At 42.3% G+C, this 26779-nt stretch carries 17 protein-coding genes, 1 tRNA gene and 2 CRISPR repeat arrays; of the genes, 8 read left to right on the forward strand and 10 right to left on the reverse strand.

Features of this window, described 5'->3' with window-relative positions; translation table 11 throughout:
• Positions 1 to 104: 104 nt before the first annotated feature.
• The 4 genes from DEM91_RS03630 to cas9 form a co-directional block, all read right to left on the reverse strand.
• A complete protein-coding gene (locus DEM91_RS03630) occupies positions 105 to 365 on the reverse strand; it encodes a helix-turn-helix domain-containing protein (RefSeq protein ID WP_249858027.1) in 261 nt (86 codons plus the stop codon).
• 61 nt (positions 366 to 426) lie between these two features.
• Positions 427 to 790: a CRISPR direct-repeat array (repeat unit 36 nt).
• A 94-nt stretch (positions 791 to 884) separates the two neighbouring features.
• Positions 885 to 1379: a CRISPR direct-repeat array (repeat unit 36 nt; unit sequence GTTGCTTCATATTTTGATTCTACATCAAACCACAAC).
• 91 nt (positions 1380 to 1470) lie between these two features.
• Positions 1471 to 1809 (reverse strand): CRISPR-associated endonuclease Cas2, encoded by a 339-nt coding sequence (cas2, locus tag DEM91_RS03635; RefSeq protein WP_249858028.1) that lies wholly within the window; start codon positions 1807 to 1809, stop codon positions 1471 to 1473.
• Positions 1806 to 2693, reverse strand: coding sequence for a type II CRISPR-associated endonuclease Cas1 (gene cas1 / locus DEM91_RS03640; RefSeq protein WP_249858029.1), 888 nt, complete (start codon positions 2691 to 2693; stop codon positions 1806 to 1808). The genes cas2 and cas1 overlap by 4 nt, the downstream gene beginning before the upstream one ends.
• 6 nt (positions 2694 to 2699) lie before the next feature.
• Complete coding sequence (cas9, locus tag DEM91_RS03645; protein ID WP_249858030.1) at positions 2700 to 6356, reverse strand: type II CRISPR RNA-guided endonuclease Cas9; 3657 nt, start codon at positions 6354 to 6356, stop codon at positions 2700 to 2702.
• A 334-nt stretch (positions 6357 to 6690) separates the two neighbouring features.
• On the opposite strand from cas9, the gene DEM91_RS03650 reads away from it, so the two are divergent.
• Entirely contained in the window at positions 6691 to 8982 is a 2292-nt protein-coding gene (locus DEM91_RS03650) for a GH92 family glycosyl hydrolase (RefSeq protein ID WP_410525619.1), read from the forward strand.
• Positions 8983 to 9091: 109 nt separating this feature from the next.
• Here DEM91_RS03650 and DEM91_RS03655 read toward each other — a convergent pair whose 3' ends face one another.
• Both DEM91_RS03655 and DEM91_RS03660 read right to left on the reverse strand, forming a co-directional pair.
• Positions 9092 to 9331 carry a hypothetical protein gene (locus DEM91_RS03655; protein WP_249858031.1) on the reverse strand — a complete coding sequence of 80 codons (240 nt, stop codon included), beginning with the start codon at positions 9329 to 9331 and terminating at the stop codon, positions 9092 to 9094.
• A 2-nt stretch (positions 9332 to 9333) separates the two neighbouring features.
• Positions 9334 to 11787, reverse strand: a complete 2454-nt coding sequence (locus DEM91_RS03660) for a leucine-rich repeat domain-containing protein (RefSeq protein ID WP_249858032.1) — start codon at positions 11785 to 11787, stop codon at positions 9334 to 9336.
• A gap of 1246 nt (positions 11788 to 13033) precedes the next feature.
• Here DEM91_RS03660 and hemN point away from each other — a divergent pair.
• The 3 genes from hemN (at position 13034) to DEM91_RS03675 (ending at position 18095) form a co-directional block, all read left to right on the forward strand.
• Positions 13034 to 14404: an oxygen-independent coproporphyrinogen III oxidase gene (hemN, locus tag DEM91_RS03665; RefSeq protein ID WP_249858033.1), complete on the forward strand. Its 1371-nt coding sequence runs from the start codon at positions 13034 to 13036 to the stop codon at positions 14402 to 14404.
• A gap of 365 nt (positions 14405 to 14769) precedes the next feature.
• Positions 14770 to 16203, forward strand: a complete 1434-nt coding sequence (gene hemG / locus DEM91_RS03670; protein WP_249858034.1) for a protoporphyrinogen oxidase — start codon at positions 14770 to 14772, stop codon at positions 16201 to 16203.
• A gap of 536 nt (positions 16204 to 16739) precedes the next feature.
• Positions 16740 to 18095, forward strand: coding sequence for a DUF389 domain-containing protein (locus tag DEM91_RS03675; protein ID WP_249858035.1), 1356 nt, complete (start codon positions 16740 to 16742; stop codon positions 18093 to 18095).
• A gap of 16 nt (positions 18096 to 18111) precedes the next feature.
• On the opposite strand, the gene DEM91_RS03680 is transcribed toward DEM91_RS03675, so the two are convergent.
• From DEM91_RS03680 to DEM91_RS03690, 3 genes are all read right to left on the reverse strand, one after another.
• On the reverse strand, positions 18112 to 18906 hold the full coding sequence (locus DEM91_RS03680) for a uroporphyrinogen-III synthase (protein WP_249858036.1): 795 nt from the start codon (positions 18904 to 18906) through the stop codon (positions 18112 to 18114).
• Complete coding sequence (locus DEM91_RS03685; protein WP_249858037.1) at positions 18903 to 20138, reverse strand: MFS transporter; 1236 nt, start codon at positions 20136 to 20138, stop codon at positions 18903 to 18905. Before DEM91_RS03685 ends, DEM91_RS03680 begins: the two co-directional genes overlap by 4 nt.
• An 86-nt stretch (positions 20139 to 20224) precedes the next feature.
• Positions 20225 to 22318, reverse strand: coding sequence for a TonB-dependent receptor (locus DEM91_RS03690; protein ID WP_249858038.1), 2094 nt, complete (start codon positions 22316 to 22318; stop codon positions 20225 to 20227).
• 290 nt (positions 22319 to 22608) lie between these two features.
• Here DEM91_RS03690 and DEM91_RS03695 point away from each other — a divergent pair.
• Positions 22609 to 22681: transfer RNA gene (locus DEM91_RS03695), tRNA-Lys, on the forward strand.
• A 257-nt stretch (positions 22682 to 22938) separates the two neighbouring features.
• On the forward strand, positions 22939 to 24108 hold the full coding sequence (locus DEM91_RS03700; RefSeq protein WP_249858039.1) for a site-specific integrase: 1170 nt from the start codon (positions 22939 to 22941) through the stop codon (positions 24106 to 24108).
• Between the two features lie 49 nt (positions 24109 to 24157).
• Here the strand turns inward: DEM91_RS03700 and DEM91_RS03705 are convergent, their stop codons facing one another.
• Positions 24158 to 24304, reverse strand: coding sequence for a hypothetical protein (locus DEM91_RS03705; RefSeq protein WP_249858040.1), 147 nt, complete (start codon positions 24302 to 24304; stop codon positions 24158 to 24160).
• A 418-nt stretch (positions 24305 to 24722) separates the two neighbouring features.
• On the opposite strand from DEM91_RS03705, the gene DEM91_RS03710 reads away from it, so the two are divergent.
• Together DEM91_RS03710 and DEM91_RS03715 are read left to right on the forward strand one after the other, a co-directional pair.
• The gene (locus DEM91_RS03710) at positions 24723 to 25103 is read left to right on the forward strand and encodes a hypothetical protein (RefSeq protein ID WP_249858041.1); all 381 of its coding nucleotides are present in this window, start codon (positions 24723 to 24725) and stop codon (positions 25101 to 25103) included.
• A gap of 78 nt (positions 25104 to 25181) precedes the next feature.
• Positions 25182 to 26744 carry a relaxase/mobilization nuclease domain-containing protein gene (locus DEM91_RS03715; RefSeq protein ID WP_249858042.1) on the forward strand — a complete coding sequence of 521 codons (1563 nt, stop codon included), beginning with the start codon at positions 25182 to 25184 and terminating at the stop codon, positions 26742 to 26744.
• Positions 26745 to 26779: the final 35 nt, after the last annotated feature.

Consider the following 26779-nt stretch of genomic DNA (forward strand, 5'->3'; position numbering starts at 1 on the left):
GATGCAGATGAGCAAAGTAAAAAGTATGAAACAAGACGGAAGGAAGAAAACGCAAAAAATGAGATTTTCTTTCAATGAATACCAACAAGCAAAATCAACAGTCGTTACCTGTTATTCTCTTTGATTTGGTCACACACCCATGCAGAGATATTTGAGGGGTTTGCCTGTTGTAACAGCTTTTCTGTTTCTGCATCAAACATCACAGAGTGTTGAAATGTCTTTTGCCCACTGTGTAAAGGTATGTCGAAATTTGACAAAATTCGATACACACCAGCAGATGATACACCAGTTGCAGCGACAATCTTAGTAATGGGTGTTTTCTTACGGTAAAGTTCAATAACGTTTTCTTCGGTCTTTGTCATCATTACTTTTTTAATGGTACCCACCAAGTGACAGGTGCCGTTGTTTCTTTTAATTTTAATCCAACACGTTTCATATTTTGATTCTACATCAAACCACAACTTACTTTGAAGGTGGAACAGCTTTGTTTCGTTGCTTCATATCTTGATTCTACATCAAACCACAACTTACATAGAGAAATCAAAAAGATAGACCGGTTGCTTCATATCTTGATTCTACATCAAACCACAACCCTAACTTTAGGGTACCCGTACCTTTTAAGTTGCTTCATATCTTAATTCTACATCAAACCACAACATACTGCGATATATCGTAGGAAATTTCTCCGTTGCTTCATATCTTAACTCTACATCAAACCACAACAAGTATTATGTGCTCAATATGGGTGGCAGGGTTGCTTCATATCTTGATTCTACATCAAACCACAACGACATCGTGCTGGCGCTGGCAAACGAGACGGTTGCTTCATATCTGATTCTACATCAAACCACAACCGTGAACGTTTCCGATGATTGTCATAGTTTGTTGCTTCATATTTTGATTCTACATCAAACCACAACCAAAAAAAGATTTACCTTTGCGGAACCATTGTTGCTTCATATTTTGATTCTACATCAAACCACAACGAACAACGACATCAACTTTTGGCTGCAATGGTTGCTTCATATTTTGATTCTACATCAAACCACAACTCCTCGAACAGGCAGGGTTCGACAACTATGGTTGCTTCATATTTTGATTCTACATCAAACCACAACAGCCAGAGGTTAAGTAGTCTGTTCTTTGCGTTGCTTCATATTTTGATTCTACATCAAACCACAACCATGGACGGACGCAACAAAGACGAGACACTGTTGCTTCATATTTTGATTCTACATCAAACCACAACTGGTACTACTTATGGAGTAGAAATAAAGAGTTGCTTCATATTTTGATTCTACATCAAACCACAACGTCTTCATGGTGTTACTCCTTTCCTTTTTGTTGCTTCATATTTTGATTCTACATCAAACCACAACCTGTACTATTTAAAATGTTGAATATAAACACATTATATAAATATTTTCATACAAGAAGTGGTTCGAATATATCAGCATTATTGCAAATATACTAAAAAAATTCTAACTGAATAGGTGTTTCTGGAGCTTTTTGTTTAATTTCACCCCACATATTGATAATCTTTGAATACTGTTTGTCTGTAACTGTTAAAATACTAACTTTACCACTTGGTGTTAAGATTGATTTAACCCTTTTGATATGAACGTTTGCGCTTTCCTGCGAACCGCAATATCTAATATAGATGCTATATTGATACATCGTAAATCCATCTTTCTCTAATTCTTTACGAAAACGTGCAGTCTCCTTCTTATCTTTCTTTGTAACAGTGGGTAAATCGAACATTACAAACAACCACATAACATGATAAGCATTTAGCCGATTCTCACTCATTTCAAAAGAGGCAAACTGATTTTCTTTACTTCTTTGGCATAATATTTCACAAGCGAAGCCATTGTCATGGTTAGCCCCACGCTTAAAGGACGAGTTACGTTTATAAAATATGTATCACAATAAAGTAATTTTATCAATATTCCTTTCACTTCAGTGGTAAGTGTCGTTTGTCCATTTTGGGTAAGATGGTATGCTATTTCATCAACAAACGGGCGGTAAGGCTCCATCATATCGTCTGCTAAAGGAAAAGCGTTACTGCGGTTATGATGAAAGATGCCCAATGCAGGAAATAGACCTGCAGACATCATTGAGCGTGTTACTGCCGCACGTAAAATGGTATAACCATAGTTGAGCAGCGCATTTGTACCAGACTGATTTCTATCTCTTATGAAATCTTTTCCAAATAGTTGTGTCCAATATAGTTTAGCGGCGGCCCCTTCTCGGTTGGTACTATCCCCACTCTTTACATTATTATAATAAGGGAACAAACATTTTCCTTCTTTACCCAATTTCTCAAGAAGTTGTGCTTGATTTTTTATCTTACATTCTATTATTTGTTTCCAAAGCTGTTTATTGAAAGACGGACTTGCAGAAAGTTGATTGCGTAAAGTTTCACCTTGTGTGTTGTTATTATCTAAATTAAACAACATGGATGTTGGCATACCTTTTTGATTGCAAAATACTACCGACACGTTATTTTCTGTCAATGCATTTAGAAGTGGTACACTTATTGAGACCATAGGATTGTCAACCATTAAGAAACCTATATCTTCAATAGGAATGGTTCGTCGCTCATCAGGCAAGTCTTTCATGGTAATAACCAGTTGGTTATACCTTAATGAAAGACTTGCTGGATGAGAAAAGACAACGCTTCGTTTCAACATATCGGCTTACTCTTTAAGCGTTACTTTACCAAGAATGTCGATAGTAAAATCTATACCATCTACTAATATGTTGATATTGTTTATACTCTGTCTGAAAATTGGAACATACTCATTATTATTTTTATAAGGAGTGCTATAAATAGGTAACCCTTCTTTACGAGCTTCTTGATGATATTTAAATTTTATACGTCCATCTTTTTCAATGCCAACCACCTTGTAGAGTCTTTTAACTAAGTCTTTGGTATTATCCACTTGTATTTCGTCAGGATTTTCTTCAAACATTAACACCAGCTGCCCCATTAAAAGTTTTGTTTTAAGTGGCAATCCATATTTGGCGCTGTGAGTAGGCACTATTGACGAGAATATATTTCGGTCTTGACTTCGTTTATAATATTTAGCTGCCTCGATATAGCTTACTATTTCAAATTCTCTAACCACTTTATTTTTCACCAAACCCTCATAAATAGCCAACAAGTAATTATTTTCATTCATTACATGATATTGCTGTTTATATTCTTTTTTGGACAAATCTCGATGTTGCCTGATATTGATGGGTTGCTTCACGGATTTAGCAAAGCATCTTACCTTTTTTATAAGTATGCCTTTATCGTCATTCATATAGATTGGTTCTACAATAGCCTGCTTGAAATTTTTGTCCGCTATTGCTTCTTTAATGGTTCGCTTCACGGTTTCATCGACAATATTTTCAAGCTCTTCTGGTTTTGTAAACGAACTGAGTGGTCGCCGAACAACATATTTTATTTCTCCATCTCGCTCTATTGCACCATAATATGTATCAAGATGTAAGCTACCTCTTGCCGTGTCCCCTTGAGCTAACACCTTTCCTTTAGATGTCTGCACATACTTTTTTGTATGCTTCGGCATGTTGTTCGGAGTATCGTGTACTACCAATAAATTTTTATATATGTTGAGAACATCCTCTGTAAATGTAGCCCAAGGTTTTGAGAATTTAGGTTTGGAACCTCTGCCCTGCTTAAATGTTTCTTCCGTGCGGTAATATTCAGCCATGAGATCGTACTCTCTCTTTCCGATGCATGCAATGGTGATAGCATCCATACAATGATGCGAATGATTATCTCTACATTTCTTTTCATATTCACTTTGCAGCCCCCACATTTTACGAAACTCGGCTGTTGCCACGCCTTTTACCACATAAACATTCGACTTATTGCGACTGTCTGCTTGATGGAATAACGACTTTAGGTACAACCCCGCATAACGAGAAATAAGTCCGATGCCAGTTCCCTGTCTCCTGCTGAACCCTTCGGGCACTTCGGTCATAGTAAATCGTTCATACTTTCCTCGCCAATAATCTATCTCCATTTGTAACTTATGGCGTTTTTGTATCCTTTTATCTTTCACAGCTTTATCCATTCCAGCAAATGTGCGTTGCTTGTCACGTTCTTTTACCAGCTGTTCATATTTGTTCTTCCACGGTTCAATTCTTGTCAATATCTCTTCATGATTTGACAATTCTGTTGGTAGTTTGGCTTTTTTTATCTCTCTGTTAAACCGATTGTTACACAATGTAAGGTTCATCTGTGTGCTGTCTCCACCAACACACTGTGGAATAGTGTGCTCTATATCAAATTTGGGATTACTCCCTATAAAGTCGGTGATACCTATTTGTTCACCCGTATATAAGCAATAGTGGTTTTGTTCCTCCCAAAGTTGAAACTTTAACACATCTGTTAGAGTTGGTTCAATGTCTTTTCCTGTTTCTTCTTTGTATAACTTCCTTATTTCATCGCCATATTTTTTGTGTTGTTTGTCTTGCTCTTTTTGCCTATCTGCAATTGCTTTTCGCTTATTGGCATCATTCAATTCTCGGGCGTATTCAACATGTACTTCCGTATTTTCGTCAATGATACTTTCTTTCAACAACTGGTTTACCACTCGTCTCAAGATATGTAGAGAGCGCATAGCCATAGGATTTCTGATGGCATTGGTTCGTGGCGAGCCCAACTGCAATATGCCAAATTTGTTGCGTAGCGCATTAGGATAGGTTTCTATCATAGAAGGATGGTACAGTTTGTCAGTTGCTCCTGCTGGTAACTCAAAATTATTTTCAAGAAAATCTTTAATCAACATTTCAATAGTTCCTTGTACATCGCGATGTTTAGGTTGATAATTGAACACCAGTTCACCAACATTCTCCATGATGTACTTTCTGTTCTGCTCGTTGTTCCATATTTCTTTACCTACTATGGCAGGAATGTTCGCAAAGAACGAAGCATGCGTATAATACATTCCCTTGCGCAAGAACGGCAAGAATTTGCGTATAGCTTTCAGGCTTAGCGCTGCAAAACTGTGACTTAGTTTTATCTTTGCAAACTTCTCTGCACTCTCCTCATCCAACTGCAACTTGTGATGAGCAAACTCTTTTAGCTTTTCAACCGATGAAAAAGAATACAACACATTCCAAACATCGTCCACCATTTCTTGCAAACTCTTACTCCCATTCTTCTTTTGAACAAGTGTGTATGTCTCGGCTATACCCGTCTTCCAATCATCGCCAAATATGCTTTTCAACTGTGCTGTAGTTGGACATCCTGGCACGCCCTGTGTCATTCTATAATTAAACTTGTAAGCTCGTTCGTCTTTGTCGTGTATCCAGGAATAGTTTTTCTTGCCTGCCAAAGCCTTGGCTATGTCTTCAAAGTCGAAATTAGGTTTTGATTTACGGAAAAACAAAGGTTCAATTTTCTCTCGCTCCTCATAAGTTAATGGACGTAGTTCTAAATCGTGAGGTCCTTTTACCTGAATGTTGTTGACAAAACAAAGCATTCTAAATTCTTCATAATCAGGATGCGAATCGGCACAACGCGGTTTATCTCTTTCAAAGGTACACCTACCAACACCGTGCCTTTGCGATTTAAGCGGAAGTTGAAAGAAGATGGCTCGTTGCAAATCTTCTATTAACTCGCTGCTTAGTTCTTGTTTTTCACAAATAGCATCAAACTCATGTTGGTAATGTTTTTTACGGTCTGTGTACCTTTGCCTGATGCGTACCTTATTACCTTGTTCATGATAGAGTTTATAAAAATAATCTCCAAGATATTCGCATCCCGCCTCTTCCATTTCTGACGATAGCTGTGAAATTCCCGATTTCACCACTCCGTCTTCTTTATTATCTGCACAGGTGTCCAGTCGATTACTCAAAAAACCACGGCGTTGCGTTAAATGATATAAAGCACGACCTAAGGTATATCTATCAGTCTCAATCGTTAAATCTAATTTCTCGTGCAGACATCTATGTCTATCATAATAAGGATTTTTCCCCTCTTTATCGCTTGTGCGTTGCCATAACATCAACTCATCGCTTTTAGGATATTGCTTCTGTAAATGCCACTGCCGTAAATCATCATCACTCAAATAAGGACAAAGATGATATTTAACCAACACCTTCAACACTTGTATTTTGCGTAAGCGGCGTCGAAAATATTGTTTCCGTATAGCTTTATTCCCCGAACGCTCGGCAGCCTTAGAAGATTCTATCCCCTTTTCAATTTTTACACCTTCTTGAAAGATAACATCACCATATTTAATAAGCTCGTAACTCTGGGCATGCTCATCCCAATCAACTACTGCCCACCCCAAACTGTTGGTGCCAGTATCCAATCCTAATATGCGTTTGTTCATGATAAATGAATTTATTTCTGTAAAATTAGAAAATATATTTGTTAGTAACAAATATTTTGTTTACATTTGCCACATAAGATATTCTACATCTTATCACAATAAGGCTATATGCCGAAGGATGCAAGTCCTACAGCCCCTCTTCGGAGGGGCTTATTGTTTATGGTCTTATACAGCAATCGCTTGACATTTTATCTTACGCGTAAAAAGGTAAAATAACCTATCAAATAATTTCAGTATTAGCCACATCTATTGCTTCTAAATCAATGATTAGGGTTTCGTAATATTCTTTTTTATTGTAAATTTGCAAGACTAACCAAATAAACCATTAAATGATATGAAGATGCTGAAAACCTGTCTATCTGTCTTAGCATTCACTTTGGCATGGAATGTTAGCGCAGCCGACAAATTAGAACCCGTTGACTATGTGAGCCCTTTGGTAGGAACATTGTCCAAACATGCCTTATCCACAGGAAATACTTATCCTGCTATTGCGCTTCCATGGGGAATGAATTTTTGGATGCCACAAACAGGAAAAATGGGAGATGGTTGGGCTTACGTCTATACTGAGGACAAATTGCGTGGCTTCAAGCAAACACATCAGCCCAGTCCTTGGATTAACGACTATGGACAGTTTGCCATTATGCCCATCACGGGCAAGCCTGTTTTTAACGAAGACGAGCGTGCCAGTTGGTTTTCTCATAAGGCAGAGGTGGCAAAACCTTATTATTATCGTGTCTACTTAGCCGATCATGACATCGTTACCGAGTTCACTCCTACCGAGCGAGCCGTGATGTTTAGGTTCACGTTTCCCGAAAACAGTCATTCGTATGTCGTGGTAGATGCGTTGGATAAAGGCTCGTCGATACAAATTATCCCTGCTGAAAACAAGATTGTTGGCTACACTACGCGCAACAGTGGTGGCGTTCCTGACAACTTTAAGAATTACTTTGTTATCCAATTCGACAAGCCTTTTACGTATCGTGCAGCTGTGGCAGACGGTAAAATTGATGAAAGCAAGACCGCTGCAACGGTAAATCATGCAGGGGCTATCATTGGTTTTAAGACACAGCGTGGCGAGAAAGTGCATGCGCGAATTGCTTCCTCGTTTATCAGTCCGCAACAAGCCGAACTAAATTTGCAGGAGTTAGGCGCACGAAGCTTTGAGGAAATCAAGCAACAAGGTCGACAGATATGGAACAAAATGTTGGGACGTATCGAAGTAGAAGACAACAACATCGACCATCTTCGCACGTTCTATTCTTGTTTGTATCGCTCAGTGTTGTTCCCACGAAGTTTCTTTGAGAAAGATGCTACGGGAAAAATTGTGCACTACAGTCCGTATAATGGGCAGGTATTGTCAGGCTATATGTTCACCGACACAGGCTTCTGGGACACGTTCCGTTGCTTGTTCCCCTTGCTCAACCTGATGTATCCTTCCATGAATGTAAAGATGCAAGAAGGCTTGGTGAACGCCTATCTCGAAAGTGGGTTCCTTCCTGAGTGGGCAAGTCCGGGACATCGAGACTGTATGGTGGGCAACAATTCTGCCTCTGTGGTAGCAGATGCATACCTCAAGGGCTTACGTGGATATGATGCGGAAACGCTATGGAAGGCTGTTACGCATGGAGCAAATGCCGTTCATCCTACCGTTAGCTCTACGGGTCGTTTGGGTTTTGATGAGTATAACAAAATGGGATATGTGCCCTACGATGTGGATATCGACGAAAATGTGGCTCGCACGTTGGAGTATGCGTATGACGACTGGTGCATCTATCAGTTTGGTAAAGCCTTAGGTAAGTCTAAAAAAGAGTTGGCTCCCTATCTCAAACATGCCATGAACTATAAGAATGTCTTTGATCGTGAAACCAATCTCATGCGTGGTCGTAACAAGGACGGCAAGTTCCAGTCGCCATTTAGTCCGCTGAAGTGGGGTGACGCCTTTACCGAAGGCAACGCTTGGCATTACACTTGGTCGGTATTTCACGACCCACAAGGACTCATCAACCTCATGGGAGGGAAACAAACTTTTAATCTCATGCTCGATTCTGTGTTCAATGTTCCACCTCTCTTCGACGATAGTTATTACGGAAGTGTTATCCACGAAATACGTGAAATGCAAATTATGAATATGGGCAACTACGCTCATGGCAACCAACCCATACAGCACATGATTTATCTGTACGGCTATTCAGGGCAACCCTGGAAAACACAATACTGGATAAGAGAGGTGATGGACAAGCTCTACAATGCCAATCCCGATGGCTATTGTGGTGATGAGGACAACGGACAGACCTCGGCATGGTATGTATTCTCCGCCATGGGATTCTATCCTGTATGCCCTGGTAGCAACCAATATGTAATAGGCACCCCCTACTTTCAAAAGATGACCTTGCACTTAGAGAACGGAAAGACGTTGACGCTCCAAGCCAATAATTGCAGCACCGCGAATAAGTATATCCAGTCGTTGCGCATCAATGGCGTGCCTTCTACCCGAAACTACTTCACTCATCAGGAGCTCATGCAAGGCAGTACTATTGTTTATGACATGGGCAACGCGCCTAACAAGCAGCGTGGCATTCAAGATGCCGATGCTCCTTATTCGTTCTCCACAGCGCTAAGGCGGTAATAGGTGAACGGTTATTATACACGAAGTGGGAGGGAAACCAATGGTTCCCTCCCACTCTATTTCATGTCATGAGTAGTTGCAGGACTATTCTCGGCACGCATGCCGAGGGTTACCACCCACTTCCCCAGTTCTTATCGTTGCTACCATCCTCTTCGTCCCATGAGTCCAAGTCGTCGCCCTGCCACTGCTTTCCATTGGCATCAGTGGCACCAGGATCGTCTATTGGTATTTCGAGGGGACTTCCCATTACAAGGTTGCTTGTATTCATTTTGATGATTTCGGTGCGTGGCGACAGGTAGGTGCGTCTGACGCCAGCTGTGCTGTTTGTATTTATATCTATGGTGTTCATCTTTATTTCGTCTTTAATGTTTTCTTACCCTTCATGATATACATGCCCGATGGCAGACTGTCGAAGTTGGTACCTACATAGCGCCCGTCCATGGTGTATATGCGCTGTGCGCCTTGCTGTGCATCGGCATCATTTGTCACATCGCTGATACCTGTAGTCTTGCTTTCATCGAGCACCATGAACTTCTTGGCACCTGATGCACCCGGCAAAAGATTAACAAAACCACGGAATGGCGGTATGCTGGGACATATGACACCAGGTGACTTATCCACATATAGCATTTGCTTCCATACATCAATTTCTTGATTAAATCCATTTATGGTATTCTTCGTTGCTATGTTCAACACCCAGGGTCTATTTGAATCATTACCATAAGCCTCAGCAGGAATCTTTTCGGTGCTGCCTTGGAAGCTGTAAGACTGCCCAGGCTTCGTGGCGGCAAAGCCAACAGGCTTTAAGCGTCCTCCTCTACTTATTTCAAACTTATCAGTTGGCGACTTAGCTATCTCCACGTTGTTTGCCGTAAATGCATTAGAGTTTTTGTTTTTATCGTTTGCTTTGGTGATGCGCAGAAGATAAGGCCTGTTTGCATCGAGCGTGCTGCCGTCTTCTATTGGTAGGAAAACATAGAATTGTGTATCTATTGGATAACCGTAAGGGTACTCAGGTTGCTCATCCCAATACTCACCATTTGTGAAATATTTTTTCGAGTACTTATAGTCCAACTTGTATGCGCGTATTCCTTCCGGCAGTGTCACGGCATATGGCAGGAAGATGGTGAAGCAGTGCTTGCCATCAGCAAACTTAGAGAAGTCGCGATAGGAGGTTAAGGAATTGTCTCCTTCATAATGAGCAACTGTTAATGCGGTGTTGTAACCACGATCTATCATTTTGTTGTTAATGGTCATGTTGCATCGGTTATAAACCGCTTCTTTTGCAGTAAAGGCATAAGGAAACTCATACTCCATGCCATCCTGCAAGCTCAATTTGGTGCATTCGCCGTTGCTCTTAACAAAGTTCACGTCCTGACCTGCCGCAAAGGAGATGTCCTGCGCTTCGGGAAGATAAACGACGGTATGGGTTGGCAGACCTGCTGTAATAGTACCTGAATTAAATTCGCGTGACAAATTCTTCAGGTTCTTTTTGAAATCTTCATTTTTTACATTGCGCAAGTCTACATATTCCAAGTTGGGGCAACCTTCAAGAATTTCTGCACCAATCTTGCAGTTAGCACTACCCTTCAAGATAAATGCTTCCAATTTAATATTTCCCGCAAAGGCACCATCGCCTACTTCCTCAACTTGGTCTCCAATCACAAAGTCACCTGACATAATGCCATTTTCGAAAGCCCTTGCACCAATCTTCTTTACTTCAGACAAGGGGTTGAAACTAAGAATACCAGCATTTGAGAAAGCTCTTTCGTCTATGGAATTCACCACAGAATAGGGAATGACAAAATGAGATAAGTTGGTAAAGGCTTTTTCAAACATGCCTGTAGGGATGGTTGTTGGACCTTCAGCCAAACTTACACTGCCACCGAATTCCGCAAAGGATTCCACACCTGAACGTTGGTCAGTGCCTGCAGGCAGGTTCTTATACATCGCCTTAATTTTGTTATCTTCGGGCAGTTCGCCAATTTTCGCTGTTGCGGGGATGGCTGTTGTTATCTCAATTTTGGCACCCTTGAAAGCCTGATACCCCACGAATGTTATATTCGGGCACTTAAACTCTGACGTTGAAAAGATTCCTTCAAAGGCTTGGGGACCTATGGCAGTTGAGCCTGGAATATCAACCGCTGTACCAGACACTCTATCCCATGTCCCTTTTTTGGCGGGGTTTCTACCTTTATATGGTTTAAGGTAGAAAGTTTCCAAACTGCTCTTGTAGAAGGCGCGCCAACCGATGTACTTCAGACTTGTCGGGAAATTCAACAACTTGACACTGCATTGATAAAAGGCAGCATCTTCAATGGCTTCTATCGTTTCAGGAAGTACCATTTTTGTGATTCTTCTTTCATTGATGAATGCATAGGAGCCGATGGCTGTGACTGTCCACTCCTTGTCATTATAGTTGACCTTATCTGGAATAGTAATAGTGTAAATCTGTCCGGTAGCCTTTTCATAAGCAAGTTCGTCTGCTATGGTTTCAACTTTTTTGCCATTCTTGTCCACTGCATTTATCTTCAGCGTACCATTGTAGCCTTTCCACTCGTCAGGGAGGTCAGCCGTTGCATCAGCTAACACCTGCCGTGTTGCCTCTGGCTTTGTCACATCTGTGTTTGCGTATGATACTTTCACGGTTTTGGCCGTGGCATCTACCACCTCATACCACAGTTGTCCGACTTGGAACCTTTTGGCTGCGTTCTGCGCAGTGATAGGCTGAGCCGTTATCATCAGCAGCACAAGCGCAAACCATGCGCTGCGAAGCTTTGTCTTGTTGTTGTAATTTTCTTTCATAAATTCTAAATAATATTTAATTGTTGTTTTATGTCGTTGAACCGTTACTCCTGAAAAGAATTGATGAATACCAGATTTTATGAAACTCCACAATTCGTTGCAAAGATACATAAAGATATTGGTTGTAACAAGTACAACGAGTATTTTTTACACACATTTAACGAAAATGTCATAGTGGCAACGGAATGACACGGAATAACACGGTTCTTTCACTGAAGGGTGTTAACAACGAATTTAACAAATTACACAAATCAACTCAGCAAGACAATGAACGCAAGCGTTCTGCGAATGGAACAAATAAACATAATTGTTGTTGAACAACAAATTTAACAAATTACACGAATCAACTCAACAAGACAATGAACGCAAGCGTTCTACGAATGGAACAAATCTGACGACATCAACTTATCGCATATCTGTGCTAAATTCGTTTCATTTGGTGAACGCTGGCGTTCATTGATTGCAGCAATCGGATTTGTTTTTTTTGTTCAATTCGTTGTTAAAATAAATGATTGTTGTTAAAACAAAAGAAAATGATTGTTGTTGAACAGCGAATGAAGCAAACGATTTTCTACAGTTTTGTCAAAATAAATTGCCGAAATTTAACACTTCAGAAGTGGGTAAAATAGCTCGTGAACATGGGTGAATTAGCGTGTTAGAAAGTCACAATTTGGTTGTTCCATGTCTTTAAGGCGTCTATCTCAATGACTTTGCACGACTAAAGCATGCTTTCAAGCCCCTTGATCACATGGAGTAAGGGCGTTATTTTGCGCTTATAAGAGTGGGTTACGAGACGATTTTCAACGTTATGAAATCTTATTTTTGGCAAAGAGTTGGCTTTCAACGAATTGCAAACTTGCTCAAAACTCGCGTATTTTCAACCGATGCTCCCCTTGCTCGCAAATATTCAAATTATGGAAGTGCTATTGTCCAATTTTTTCAAAACGCAATTAACACTTTTAACAATCGCAGATGACGCACGGAGGTGCACGAGTATTCGTGGCAAGGCGATGGGGAAATATCCTCATAATATAGGATTTTACATGTAATGACATTATTGTAAATTTGCAACCAAACATTATACAAACGATTACGTTGAGTACGCCATTCCGTTGCTGTTGGGAAACACCCTGTTGCCATGAGCGAGACAACGTGTTGAACACAACGCCCTTACGCTTCCGCGCATTGTCGTGGAGCATGGGGAGAGCAGCACTCACACCGCAAAGAAAACAAGAGAATTAAAAAGATGAATCAGCAATTGCTCGATAAATATAACGTCCCGGTGCCTCGGTACACCAGTTATCCCCCCTCCAACTATTTTCACGAACTGACCACAGACCAGTATCTCTCTGCCATAGAAGCCTCCAACCACCATGCGCACCAGCCGTTGGTGTCCTTTTATCTGCATATACCGTTTTGTAGACATTTATGCCATTACTGCGGTTGTAACTCCTACCCCATGGCGAACCCAGACATGAGGAGAAGATATGTTGATGCCTTGCACCAAGAAATAGACCTCATTGCCAGTCATTTAGACACCCAAAACCGCCAAATCTCGCAGATACATTATGGCGGAGGAAGTCCTACGGCATTGCCCATAGCAGACTTAAAGTCGCTCAACGAACACTTGCGCTCGTTGATGCCCACCATAGCACATCCAGAAATTGCCATAGAGTGTCATCCCGGCTACTTGGCAGAAGGAGATTGGGAGGCATTGGCACAATGTGGTTTTAACAGATATAGCTTGGGTATTCAAGATTTTGACGAGCATGTGTTGAAGGCAGTCAACCGCCGTCCGTCACTCCTTCCAGTGGAAGAGATTATGCACCTCCTGCGGCAGCAGGGTGCAACGGTGAATATGGATTTGCTGTTTGGCTTGCCCTATCAAATCCCCGACTCGTTTGCTCGAGCCGCTGAACAGGCAGCAAACTTACACCCAGACAGGATAGTGACTTTCAGTTATGGCCACGTGCCATGGGTGCACAAACGCCAGCTGATACTCGAAAAATTGGGATTGCCACAAGACGATGACAAACAAGAGATGTATCGACGGGCAGCAGAAGTGTTACATACGGCAGGTTATCGCAGCATTGGCATGGACCACTTTGTGTTACCTACCGACGAACTGAGTGTGGCATTGGAAACAAAACAGCTGCATCGTAATTTTCAAGGCTATTGTACACGCCGCACCACAGGGCAGGTGTATGCCTTTGGCGTGACAGCTATCAGTCAGCTACAAACGGCATACGCACAAAATGGGCGTGACATTCAGGAGTATATCCGTTGCATAGAAGCAGGAAAGCCTTACACCTATCGTGGCTACGAGCTTACAACGCAAGAGCAAATGGTGCGTGAAGTGATAGAGCAAATGATGTGTAACTACCACTTCTCTTGGTCGGAAATTGCGGCGCGCCTTGGGTGTACACCTGCCGAGGTGAAGGCAGCCACAAACTATGATGAGCAGAAATTGAAAGAGATGGAGGCAGACGGCTTGATACAGCTCAGAGAGGACAGCATCAGTATGACTCAGACAGGGTCGCCCTTTGTACGCAATGTGGTTGCCACCCTCGACCCACTCATGGCGCACACCGATAAAAAATTTTCCAAACCTATATAAAGATGAATTGGTGAGCGGTGGTGAGATTTGAATTTTACGATCGCTGACCCACAAGAAAAGTAACTTTAGAGGAGCGCAGCAGCGCAATTTAGGGCGGTTCTATAAATTAGCTTTGTCAGATTGCGAGGCTGTTTTTGTGGTCAATTTGTTTGTAAGTGAAGGAGTATAGCGGGCTATACGACTGAACGAGCAAGCAAATTGAACCAAAAACAGTACAAGCCGAATACAATCAAACTTGTTTGAATTGTTGAGGCGCAGCCTGTTTTATATAAAAAGAGACCGCAAGATGACAAAAACGTAAACTGACTGATATACTAAAACTTTACGGCGGTAATTTATAGAACCGCCCTATAATGATAAAAAGAATGGCAGAAAATAAAGACAACTTCTCCGTAGAGAGCAAACCCACTCATGAGCATCAGCCTGCCCAAGAAGCCACACGACACGTCGATGTGTGTGTGATAGGTGCAGGGTTAACAGGACTCACCACCGCCTTTCTGTTGAAGCGGAAAGGCAAAGAAGTGGTAGTGATAGAGAAACAACCCCGAATAGGCGGACAGATACACACTCAACAGGTGGGCGACTTTATCATGGAGAGCGGTCCTAACACGGGTTCGGTATCCTTTCCAGAGGTGGCAGAACTGTTTGAGGCATTAAACCAAGAGTGTAGCATGGAGACCGCATGCGAATCGTCGAAAAGGCGTTGGATATGGAAAGGAGGACGTTTTCACGATTTACCAGCAGGACCGATAGGAGGATTGCGCACACCATTGTTTACGTGGTACGACAAATTCCGCATCTTGGGAGAGCCTTTTCGTGCCAAAGGAACCAATCCTGATGAGACCGTTGGCGCATTGGCAGCGCGCAGATTGGGGAAATCGTATCTCGATTATGCGGTAGATCCCTTTGTATCGGGCGTGTATGCTGGTAATCCGATGACATTGGTTACCCGATTTGCGTTACCCAAATTATATCTATTAGAACAAGAACACGGTAGTTTTATCCGTGGAGCCATTGCCAAAGCCAAAGCGCCGAAAACAGAAAGAGACCGACGGGCAACGAAGAAAGTGTTTTCTGCACGTGGCGGTTTGAGTCATTTGGTCAATGCCTTGGGCGATGCTATTGGTGTAACGCATCTCATCACTGGTGCTGACGGGGTGGAAATCAATCCTACGGACGGTGGTTATGTGGTGAAGTACACCACTGGTTTAGGACAAGCGCAAACCGTTTACTGTCATCAAGTGGTTACTACTTGTGGGGCGTATGCGCTGCCCGCTCTGCTACCTTTCATCCAACAATCGTTGATGTCCAAGATATCGAATTTGTTTTATGCGCCCATCGTACAAGTGGGGGTAGGCATCAAAGACACGCAAGGGGTATCCCTTAACGCTTTTGGTGGGTTGGTACCCTCGTGCGAGAAGCAACAAGTGTTGGGCATACTGTTCCCCTCCAGTTGCTTCGAAAATCGTGCTCCGCTCGGTGGTGCTACTCTCTCGTTCTTCTTGGGAGGGGTGCGACATCCCGATTTCCTATCGAAGACAGATGAAGAATTGACAGCCATAGTAGAAGATGCCTTACACCGTATGTTGAAGTTGCCTGCGTCTGTGCAGCCAGATGCCATTCGTATCTTCAGGCACGAGCGTGCCATTCCGCAGTACGTGGCATCGAGTGGCGAACGCTACGCTGCCATTGAACAAATACAGCAGCAATATCCGGGCTTGATTTTGGCTGGAAACATCAGAGACGGCATCGGCATGGCGCATCGAATACGACAGGCTTTTGAGGTGGCAAGGCTGTAATCCACTCCTATTGTGTTATTGCAACGGACAGCAAATAAAATTATTAGAGAAACGGATTAACACGGAACAGCACGGACAACGTCCGTGAATATCCGTGATACTCCGATGCAACGGACAATAAATAAAATTATTAAAGCAACGGAAGAACACGGAACAACACGGACAACGTCCGTGAGAATCTGTGATGCTCCGATGCAACGGACAGCAAACAAAATGATGAGAGCAACGGATTAACACAGAATGACACGGACAACGTCCGTGAATATCCGTGAAACTCCGATGCAACGGACAGTAAATAAAATTATTAAAGCAACGGAAGAACACGGAATGACACGGACAACGTCCGTGAGAATCCGTGAAACTCCGATGCAAAAAACAACAAACAACCAGTAGCCTTTGTTTTAATTGCATTACTCTTCGATAAAAAGAACGGTGGACAGAAGAGGAGTTAATGAGACAGTTTGTTGGTGAGTTTCGTTGAATTTTGTTATCTTTGCAAAATAGAACCATCTAATAGCTGCGAGATATTATACAAAATGGAAAAGGTTTCGTTGAAGGCATATTTGAGACAGTATTTCGATATGTCGGAGAATCGTGAGAAGGAAGAGGATGTTGTTAAAGATATAACATCAGGAGTAACCTTTAAGGGAGCTAACCTCTGGATTCTAATATGTGCCGTGTTTATTGCTTCTTTAGGACTCAATATCAATTCTACAGCGGTTATTATCGGAGCAATGCTCATTTCACCACTCATGGGACCCATCTTGGGTATGGGATTAGCGGTAGGCATTGATGACTTACCGCTGTTGAGACGAGCCGTAAAAAACTATATGGTGGCGACCATTATTGGTATTATCACCGCAACCATTTACTTTTTCTTATCACCTTACCAAGGTGTACAATCAGAGTTGTTGGCGCGTACGGAGCCTACCATATACGATGTTCTCATCGCCTTCTTTGGTGGTGCAGCAGGCATTGTGGCTGCCTCTGTCAAAGACAAGGGCAATGTGATTCCCGGTGTGGCGATTGCTACGGCATTGATGCCACCGCTATGTACGGCAGGATATGGTATTGCTACGGGGAACTTAGCCTTTTTTGCGGGCGCTTCTTTATTGTACTTCATCAATACCGTCTTCATTGCTGTGGCAACCACCTTTGGTGTCTTCTTATTGCGTTTCAGACGCAAACACTTTGTGGACCCTCAACGGTGTAAGTTTGTACATCGTATGATTATCGCCATTGCCGTGTTAACAATGATTCCGGCAGCTTATATGACTGTTCGAATGATGCGATCGAGCTTGTTTGATAGACAGTTGAATATCTTTGTTCGACAGAGCTTAAACTGGAAGGGAACGCAAGTGGTCTCACAACATCTCTATGGCGACAGCGTATTGCAAATAGTGGCATTAGGGAAGGAGATTACGCCTGAGCAAAAGAAGAAAGCACAAAAGGAGCTGAACGAACATTCGCGGCTAAAACATCTCAAGCTTGCCATCATACAAGGTACAGAATCCTCCGAATTTGCTCCAGAAGAAGGTTCTCTTTTAACAATTTCGAAAAATCAGGAACAAAGCATCAAGGTACTGCAACAGCAAGCTGCTGAAATCACAGACTTACAGCAAAGGTTGGAGAAAGTGAACTCTTATTCAAAGTTGAGCACAGAAATGTTTAACGAGATGTTGGTGTTATATCCCGGAGTGCAGTCTTTTGTATTGACGCCAGTTGTTGAAGCAAATTTGGATAGCACAGCAAACAAACCTTACATTTTAGCCATTGCTGAATTCAAATTGAAGAAACCACTGACAAACGACCAAAATAATCAAATGCGTGAATGGATTCAGAAGCGCACAAATGAAGAGAGTGTAAAGTTAGTGACCACCTATACCAAGTGAGAAGGCAGCCTGCGCATTAAGGTTTCGAGGCAATGAGATAGGCGGTTAAATCGTCAAAGGAATGAAACTTGGTGGGAATCTTATCCACCTTCAAGCCTATCAGCCTTGCTTGCGCTGCAGTATAAGGACCCATGCAGGCAACATCAATCAACTCGAGAACACTATCGGCATCGGTGCCATACACTTCTTCGAGACCTTCTTTGAATGCCACCACCTCACTACCACTGGTAAATACCACGGTGGAAATTTGTTGGTCGATGATCAAATCATACGCTTTTTTACGCTCCGAAAGTTCGGAAGCCATATTGACGTAAGCATCGATGCGCTGCACATCAATATTCAACTCCTTGAGTCGTTTGATGAAGCCAGGAACCGTTTGAGGTTCTTCCAAATCCACGAAGGCAGGCGAGAGAGCGGCAATGCGGCATCCCTTAGTGAAGCCACGAGCCTCTAACGCTTGGGCTATGCCGAGCGGACTGGACTCCTCGGCAATGAAAGGAGGAGTGACTCCTAATTTATCTTGAAGATAGTCGTTGTCTTTTCCAATAGCCAAGAATTGAGTTTGGGTGAGGTCATCGTGATTGTGTCCATAATAATGCATGGCATCAATGGCTTTTCGACTCAAGCAAACCACAAAATCATACTCATGAAGATGAGTGCACAACTCCTGCATCTGCCTGTTGTTCGTAGCGAAAGTTGATTGAACCATCGGGATGTGAACGACGCTCACCTGGTCTTGATACCGCTTGAACGAAGCCTCTAAGCGAGAAGAATAATGTTGAGGGGCAGTAATGAGAATGGTTGGTTTCATAGCGTATCTTCATTTTTGAGAGGAAGTGAACTCCTTTTTGAACGTTTGAACAAAACAATCACATAGAGCAGAGACACGGCAGCAATGACCGCCTCTACACAGAACAAACCATGATATCCTAAGCGGTCGGCAATATTGCCACTGATAAGCGCCATTAACAAACCACTGATATGAGTAATAACGATTTGGATGGTAAAATCGGTTCCTTCACGTCCTTGGCGAACAATAAACATGGAAGAAGTGTACACCACTACAGTTCCCATGCCATAGCACATCCAAAGGAACATGATGCCACCAATGAGCCATGGCTTCGTGGGCGAAGAAAATGAAATCATCGTGAAATAGACCGTAGCGATGAGGATGAATACCGCAAAGAGAATCTTCACGCGCTCGATGCCGAAACGCCGGATGAGCATACTGGCAGGATAAGATACCACCATGGCTGCCGAGATGCCGACAATGCCATTGAGGACACCAATCTCTTTCATGTTGTAACCAAGATCTACCATATACGGTCGGACCACAGACAGCAGTCCCATGATGCTGGCATAATAAAGGAGTAAAAAGATAATCTGTGGATAAACTTCACGCTGGTTGAAAAACCAAATAAAATCAATCCATTTCGCTCTTTGGCTTTTCTCTTTAGGACGAATAAGCGCAATCTTTTTGTTCATGATTAACGGAAGGATTGCCAAAAGCACAAAGACACTGAGACATTGGGTGACCAAGTTCCAGCCATAATGATGCAAAACGATTAACAACACCCCACTGCCCAACAAACTACCGCCAAAGCTTCCCATGGATTGCATGCCGTTCACAAAGCTCTTTTGTTCCTTGTGCGTACACAATATAGCCAGTGCATCGGTCGCAATGTCTTGTGTGGCAGAGGCTATGAGTGAAAGGAATACCAAGACGATAATCAGTTGGATGTTGGTTTCTAAGTTTAATAATCCTGCACCAAGTATCAGGACAGCGTAAACAACTTCGGAGGAAATAATCCACCGCTTGTAGTCTTTTACACTCATACATTTTCTATCTACCAAAGGAGACCAAAGGAATTTGAGAATCCATGGCACCTTAATCAACTGCAGCAAACTGATGGTTGTCAATGAAAATGCCTGTTCGCGCATCAACACCTGCAATGCCGTTGAGAAAAAACTCATGGGAACGGCTTGGGCAATGTATAAACTAAAAAATGTTCCTAATAGATGTGACTTGTGTTGAGTTGACATAAATGTGATGCAGGATGTAAAGTGTCAGACAAGGTGACACGTAGAATTGTTCGTTTCTAAATTGATTTCAACACCTTTGCTTGCATTTATTTGAGTGTGTACACCAATGAAGTACCGATACAGAAAGGCTTTCCGGGCTGTCCCATCTTTTGGGAAGACACGAAATAGTATGCCATGTGTTTGGTGGCAGTCGTGTTTTTTGTCCACAACTCCCATGTAAAATGTCCTTTGGTGGCGGCTACCTTCAAATTAAGGAGGGCGTAGAAGGGTTGATATTTCTCGTTGTTTTCATGCCAATAGATTTTTCCCATGCCTGTGAGATTAGCGTTGAACATCAATCTGTCTAACATGCCAAGCTGGTATAAGGAGTAATTAGCATTGAGCGAAACGGTGTGTCGAGGCACCATAGGCAAGATGTTCCCCGTGTAATCTCGCTTCTTTCCTGTATTGGCAGCAAGAAATCGAACATAAGTATATCCATAATTGGCATAAAGAAGGAGATTTTTTAAGGGTTGACCTGACAGGGAAACTTCAAATCCTTTGCTGTCCGAGTGTCCTATGTTGCGTATCACAGCCCCTACTGTAGGGACAATGACAGAGAGTTGTTGGTCTTTCCAGTCTACGTAAAACGCACTTGCTTCTAAGGAAAGGCGGTTTTCTAAGAAATTGAGTTTCGTGCCAATTTCATAGTTCCAAGTGTATTCAGCCGCATACGAGCGATCAGCTTCACTCTCTTTCGCTGCATTAAATCCTCCCGGTTTGTATCCTCGGGCAACTGTGAGATAAACCATTCTATTGGGTGTAAATTGTTGTTTAAGCGTAAATCGTGGTGTAATTTGATTGGAATACATCTTTTCATTGTACTGAACCAATAACTTTGATTTGCCTGAAGGATTGTTTTCTGGAGTCCAGTAAGTTTGATTATCAACCTTAGAAGTTTCATAATCATAGCGAATGCCTAAGGATGCCGATAAACCTTTGTATAAATCAAAGCTCGATACATGATAGGCAGCAAGTCCACTAACGGGGATTTCGTTTTCATTATCTTTCGTTCCTTTGGCACGGAGGGCGTGTTTAGGCGTAAAATAGTTGATGGCTGTCGCGAAGTTTTTAGTCTGTGTAAAGGCAAAAACGCCCGTCATCCAATGGTACCAATGGTCGTTCTTTGAGCGAAAAGTAAACTCCTGACTGAACATGTTTTGATGTTGCGGCATCCTCACAAAGAGACTATGGTTCTTGGTAAAGTCTTGATCCATCGACACTTTGTCTTTACTGTACTGAAAGGAAGATTGACTATTGAAACTAAATTTATCTCCTTCGTATCTCCAATTCATGCCTGTTGAAAGCACAAATCGATGATAACCTGATGCCTCGTCATAACTAATCTCATTGAGTGCATCTTTTTTGGCATCATAGATTGCATAAGGGAAGCCGCCTTGGTCGATAACATCTAAGTTGAGAGAATATCGCATCAACCAACGCTGCGCAGGTTTCCAAGCCAATCCTATTCTTATCGTCCCATTATCCATAGGGTCCGCTTTTTTATTTAAATAGGTGTTCATAAAGTAACCGTCATTATGATGATAGTTGCCTGCCACTGAAAAACCGAAAGAATTGGAGAGCTTCTGATACGTAGACGCCATGGCTTGAATGTCGTTATAGGAGCCATAACTTATTTTCGCCATGGTGTTTTGATACTCCAAAGGCGAATGAGTATAAATGTTGATGAGACCCGCAGTAGAGTTTCTGCCAAAGAGTGTACCTTGAGGACCACGCAAAATCTCCACCTTGCTAATTCCAAATAAGTCCATATCTAACACAGACCGGTCAAAGTATGGCATTCCGTCGACGTACACACCTACCGACGGCGTGCTGGTTTTAGAACCTATACCCCGAATGTAAATGGGAGAATATTGGCGTGAACCATAGTCGGGCATGTAAAAATTCGCCATTCGTCCACTCAGTTCTCGTAGTCCATCCAATTGATTGTTTTGGATGTAGAGATTGCCCACAGAAGATTGTGACACAGGCGACAGAGCCGCTCTCTCTTGTTTGAACCCAATAACAGACACCTCTCCTAAGTCATCTCCAACTTTAATGGTATCTTTCTCTTCTGCCATCATCGGCATTGCTATTAAAATAGCAAATAACATACTTGTAAAATTTGTGTAGAATCTCATATTCTTTGATTTAATTTTGTCAATAAAACGTTGCAAAATTATCTTAATTTTAGCATTTATTCAATCCTTATTTATATGGATTCTGTCCAATTGCACGTGTTTTCCTTCCGTGATACTGCTAATTAAAACAAGAAATACGGCTCCACTTACTGTCGTTTCATCACAGCGCAGAACCGATCAATGATTGTTAAAAAAAGACAAAATAGCAATATTTGTTGCACTTGTACAACAGTCTTCCAAGATTTATTCGTACATTTGCACTCGCTTAAAGAAAATAAGCTATATGGTTAGACTCGCTAGCTCAGTTGGTAGAGCACAACACTTTTAATGTTGGGGTCATGGGTTCGAGCCCCATGCGGGTCACAAAGTACTAAAAAAGAGGATTTCAGCTATGAAGTCCTCTTTTCCGTTTATACAAGCCACTTGTTAGCTAAATAGCACATTTAGAGGAAGTTATGCTAAATGTTGAACCTGCGGCTAACAGGACGTAACGGGAATTAAAAAGCCCTATCGGGAACAAAATGTGTTACCAATATGTGTTACCACCCCCCAAAAATGTGTTACCACTTGTACATGATGACCCCAAAATTACTCCTTTAGCCGATTTAATTAGTTAAATTATGCTAAAAGAGAATGTAACGGTTATTTTTGACCGAAAGAAACAAGTAGAGAAACGTGGCTCTGGCAAGGTAGAATTACGCATCTATCTTGGCAGAACTGAACGCAAGTACATTTCTTTAGGTGACTTCCCTGCTGAAAAGTGGGAAAAATTTGCTTCCTCACCACAGGTGAAAGCCGAGCGAAGAAAGTGTGAACAGATTGTCGGAGCTATGGAGCTACTGGGCAATGAAATGACAATTGCCACTTTCGATGCTTATTATTATGGTGCAGAACAACGGCCTACCTTCATTTCCTCTCCTAAGAAGATAGCCCCCACAAAGTACAAGGTGAAAGTTCAACCTTCGATCAACCTCATAGAATACATGAAAGAGCATATCGAGGCTGAAGATATTAGTGAGGGTACTCGAAAACACAAGCAATGCACGCTGGACGCATTGAAGAGATTTGGCAAGATTCAGAAACTGACAGACCTGACAAGCAACAATCTGGTGGCTTTTGATGAATGGCTACACGACGGTACGCGATCAGATGTCGGAATACATACCTATCACAAACATCTGAAAAAGTATTCTCACTTATTATATATTGAGGGTAAGATTGAAGTAGATCCATATACCCAGGTCAAATTCAAACGTGGAGAGTGCAAGGAAAGAGAGCCTCTGACAGAGGCTGAGCTACAAAAGTTGAGAAAGATTAAGTTGGACGAAAAATTAGATAAGGTTCGAGACCTGTTCGTCTTTTCTGCATACACTGGACTGGCCTTTTGTGATGTGCAGGCCTTTGATTTTGAAAAAATGACAGAACAGCAGGGAAAATTGTATTACATAGATGGAAGCCGTATCAAGACTGCATCGAAGTTTTTCACCCCAATCCTGGGACCAGCCATGGAAGTGCTAAAGAAATACAAGTTTGTCCTTCCTAAGATTTCAAATCAGAAGGCAAATGACTTTCTTCACCTCATCGAGACTGCCCTGAAGTTGAACAAGCCGTTGACTTTTCACGTCGCCAGGCATTCTTTCGCAACATTGGCTCTCGCACATGACATACCTATCGAGAATGTATCGCGTATGCTCGGACACAAGAACATCCGGACTACACAAATCTACGCTAAAGTACTAAAGACCACGATAGAACGGCACGCTGAGAATCTTCAGCGAGCAATCAGATGATTTATTGACACACCGCATAGAGCCATATCTCCCACTTCGAGGTATGGCTTTATGTTTTACGCTCCATCAGATAATTCACCAAGTAGGCAATGCCACCAAAAATCATCCACAAGACATACAAAAAGCCTTTAATCACCCAACCTATCAGCTGGAAGATGGCCCTGAACATGATATATACTAAGAGAAACACTTGCATCTTAAAACATTATTAGTCCAACTAAAGGTACAAAAAATAACTGAGAAAAGCAAGAAAAACGACATCTAAAACATTGATAATCAGTAGTTTTTTTATAGTTATTTATTCTCGTAATGTCACTATTTCACGGCTTCGGTTTTTCTCGAAGCAACGGACTCGTGACTTCGTTTTATCCCAATATCAACAAATCGGGATTTCGATATTCCAATTTCACGAAAACTCTTTTATTGAAAAAAGGGCGAGGGACATTGCAACTCATCATTTCTTGCTAACTTTATTACAGACAAGCAAGTGGCGGGACTACATTTCCCTTACGGAGTTTGGGTAGCAAGTTGTACTTTTGTGCGGACAAAAGTGACTTGCCAACTCTGTCAAGTTGGGGATTATTCTTCGCAACTCAGAATATAATCAGAAGAATATGGAACGGAAAACGAAAAGACTCTGGATAAGGATTTCAGCACAGGATGCCGAACTGATTAAGCAGAAAGCGGCCAACTACAAGACGGTAAGCAGTATGATATGGGATGCCATCAAACAATTTGACGACACGGGAACAAAGCGGAAGATAGCTGCGCTCAACGAGATGACAGCCCTTTACAAGAAGTATCAGCAGGACTTGGCATGGATGGGCGGCAACTTCAATCAGGTGGTCAAGCGTGCCAACGAACTGGCGATAGCCAATGAGCTGGCACTACCCTATTTTGAGAAAGTGCTTTACCCTCAAATCATGGAGCTGCAAAAGCTCTTAACAGCGGTAAAACAGGAACAGCATCAAATAGTCAAACGATTAACACGATAAAGTGAAAAACCGTCATCGGTAAATACCGATTTACCGTTTCCATCGTCTCACGATAACGTAAAATCACAAGAAAGCAATATGATAGCAACCATACTACCCTCCAGCACAACATTCCATGCCGTCGAGTACAACGAGCGAAAAGTGGCCAAAGGTCAGGCCGTGCTCCTTGAAATGCAGAACTTCGGTTATATGGGAGTCGTCAATGGCTACACGCCCGAACAGCTGCAACAGTACCTGATGGACTACTCGGCAAGAAACGAGCATATCCGCAAGGCGCAGTTCCATGTGGCTATCTCCTGCCGGGGACATGAATATTCTCAAGAGCAACTTTTGGATATTGCTCACCAGTATCTTCACGAAATGGACTATGATGATGAGGGGCAGCCGCTTCTTATCTATGCGCACAATGACACCGACAACAATCACCTGCACATCATCACCAGCCGGGTGAATCCCAATGGCCAGAAAATAGACCACAACCACGAGCACATCCGCTCGCAGGAGGCCATCAACAAAATTGTTGGCGAAGATGAGGAATTGCGTGCTGATTTGTTTTTGAAGGAGGCCCTTAGTTACAAGTTCAATTCGCTTACACAATTCAAAGCCATCATGGAAGCATCTGGCTATGAATGTTTCGAGCGTGACGGCAACCTCGAAATTGCACGTGGCGGACGGGTACGAACAAAAATCGAAATGGAAGATTTGACCTCAAAATTCTCTGTTATTGATGAAAAGAAAACCTACAAACGTCGTAGGCAACTGGGGGCTGTTATGAAAAAGTATCGCAACATGGTTGCCAGCCGCAGTGAACTGTCAGACATCTTGCAAAAGAAGTTTGGTGTATCGCTCGTCTTCTTTGGTTCAAAGGACAAACCATACGGTTACATGATTGTGGATCACTACAAACAAGCGGTGTATAAAGGAGGCAGCGTGCTCTCTATCAAACAACTGCAACACTTCATGAGCGAAAAGGAACGAATCAATAAGGTAGAGCTCTACGTGGATGCCATGCTGGAGGATAATCCCCGGATGATTGCTTATGAACTCAACAGAATGTTATGGCGACAGTATGGTACTCGCATTTCCAAAGGACGTTTCAGGCTGCTCAATGGCAGGGAGGTCGCCCTGAGCGATAGTGTGCAAAAGGTGTTAAAATTCAACTTTATGTTGCACTGTGTCCAGGCCTTTTGCCCCACCAACGAGGTGGAGCGTGATATACTCTGTCGTATCTGGAAGATTGAAAATCCCTACCTTATTTATATAGATCCTCACAGCAAACCCAACAATGGCTTTGCCGTAGAAGTGCTGAACAATCTGGCTGCATCAACCGAGAAGCAAGACTTGTGGGCAGCATTAAAAGAAAATCATCTTGCCATTTTCAGACAAGGTGACGAATACTATTGTGTCGATTTCTCGCACAAGTGCATTTTTAACTTGGCTTCAGAAGGTATTAACTTCAAAGCCTTGCTCCCAGTTCTGCAAGTGCTCCAACCTATTCCTATCCACGACACTCATCTTTCTAATAGCATCCTGAAAAATATTCTTTCATACCAGACATCGGCTTCCGAAAGAAATGCAGAATGGGAAGTGGGTAGTAAAAATAGCTATGAGGTTGATGACGAACGAAGCCTGAAACGATAGACTTGTAAGCCCATAGACCAAGAAGAGCCGGTCAA

The sequence above is a fragment of the Prevotella sp. TCVGH genome, assembly GCF_023522295.1.
In the GTDB taxonomy this organism is placed as follows: domain Bacteria; phylum Bacteroidota; class Bacteroidia; order Bacteroidales; family Bacteroidaceae; genus Prevotella; species Prevotella timonensis.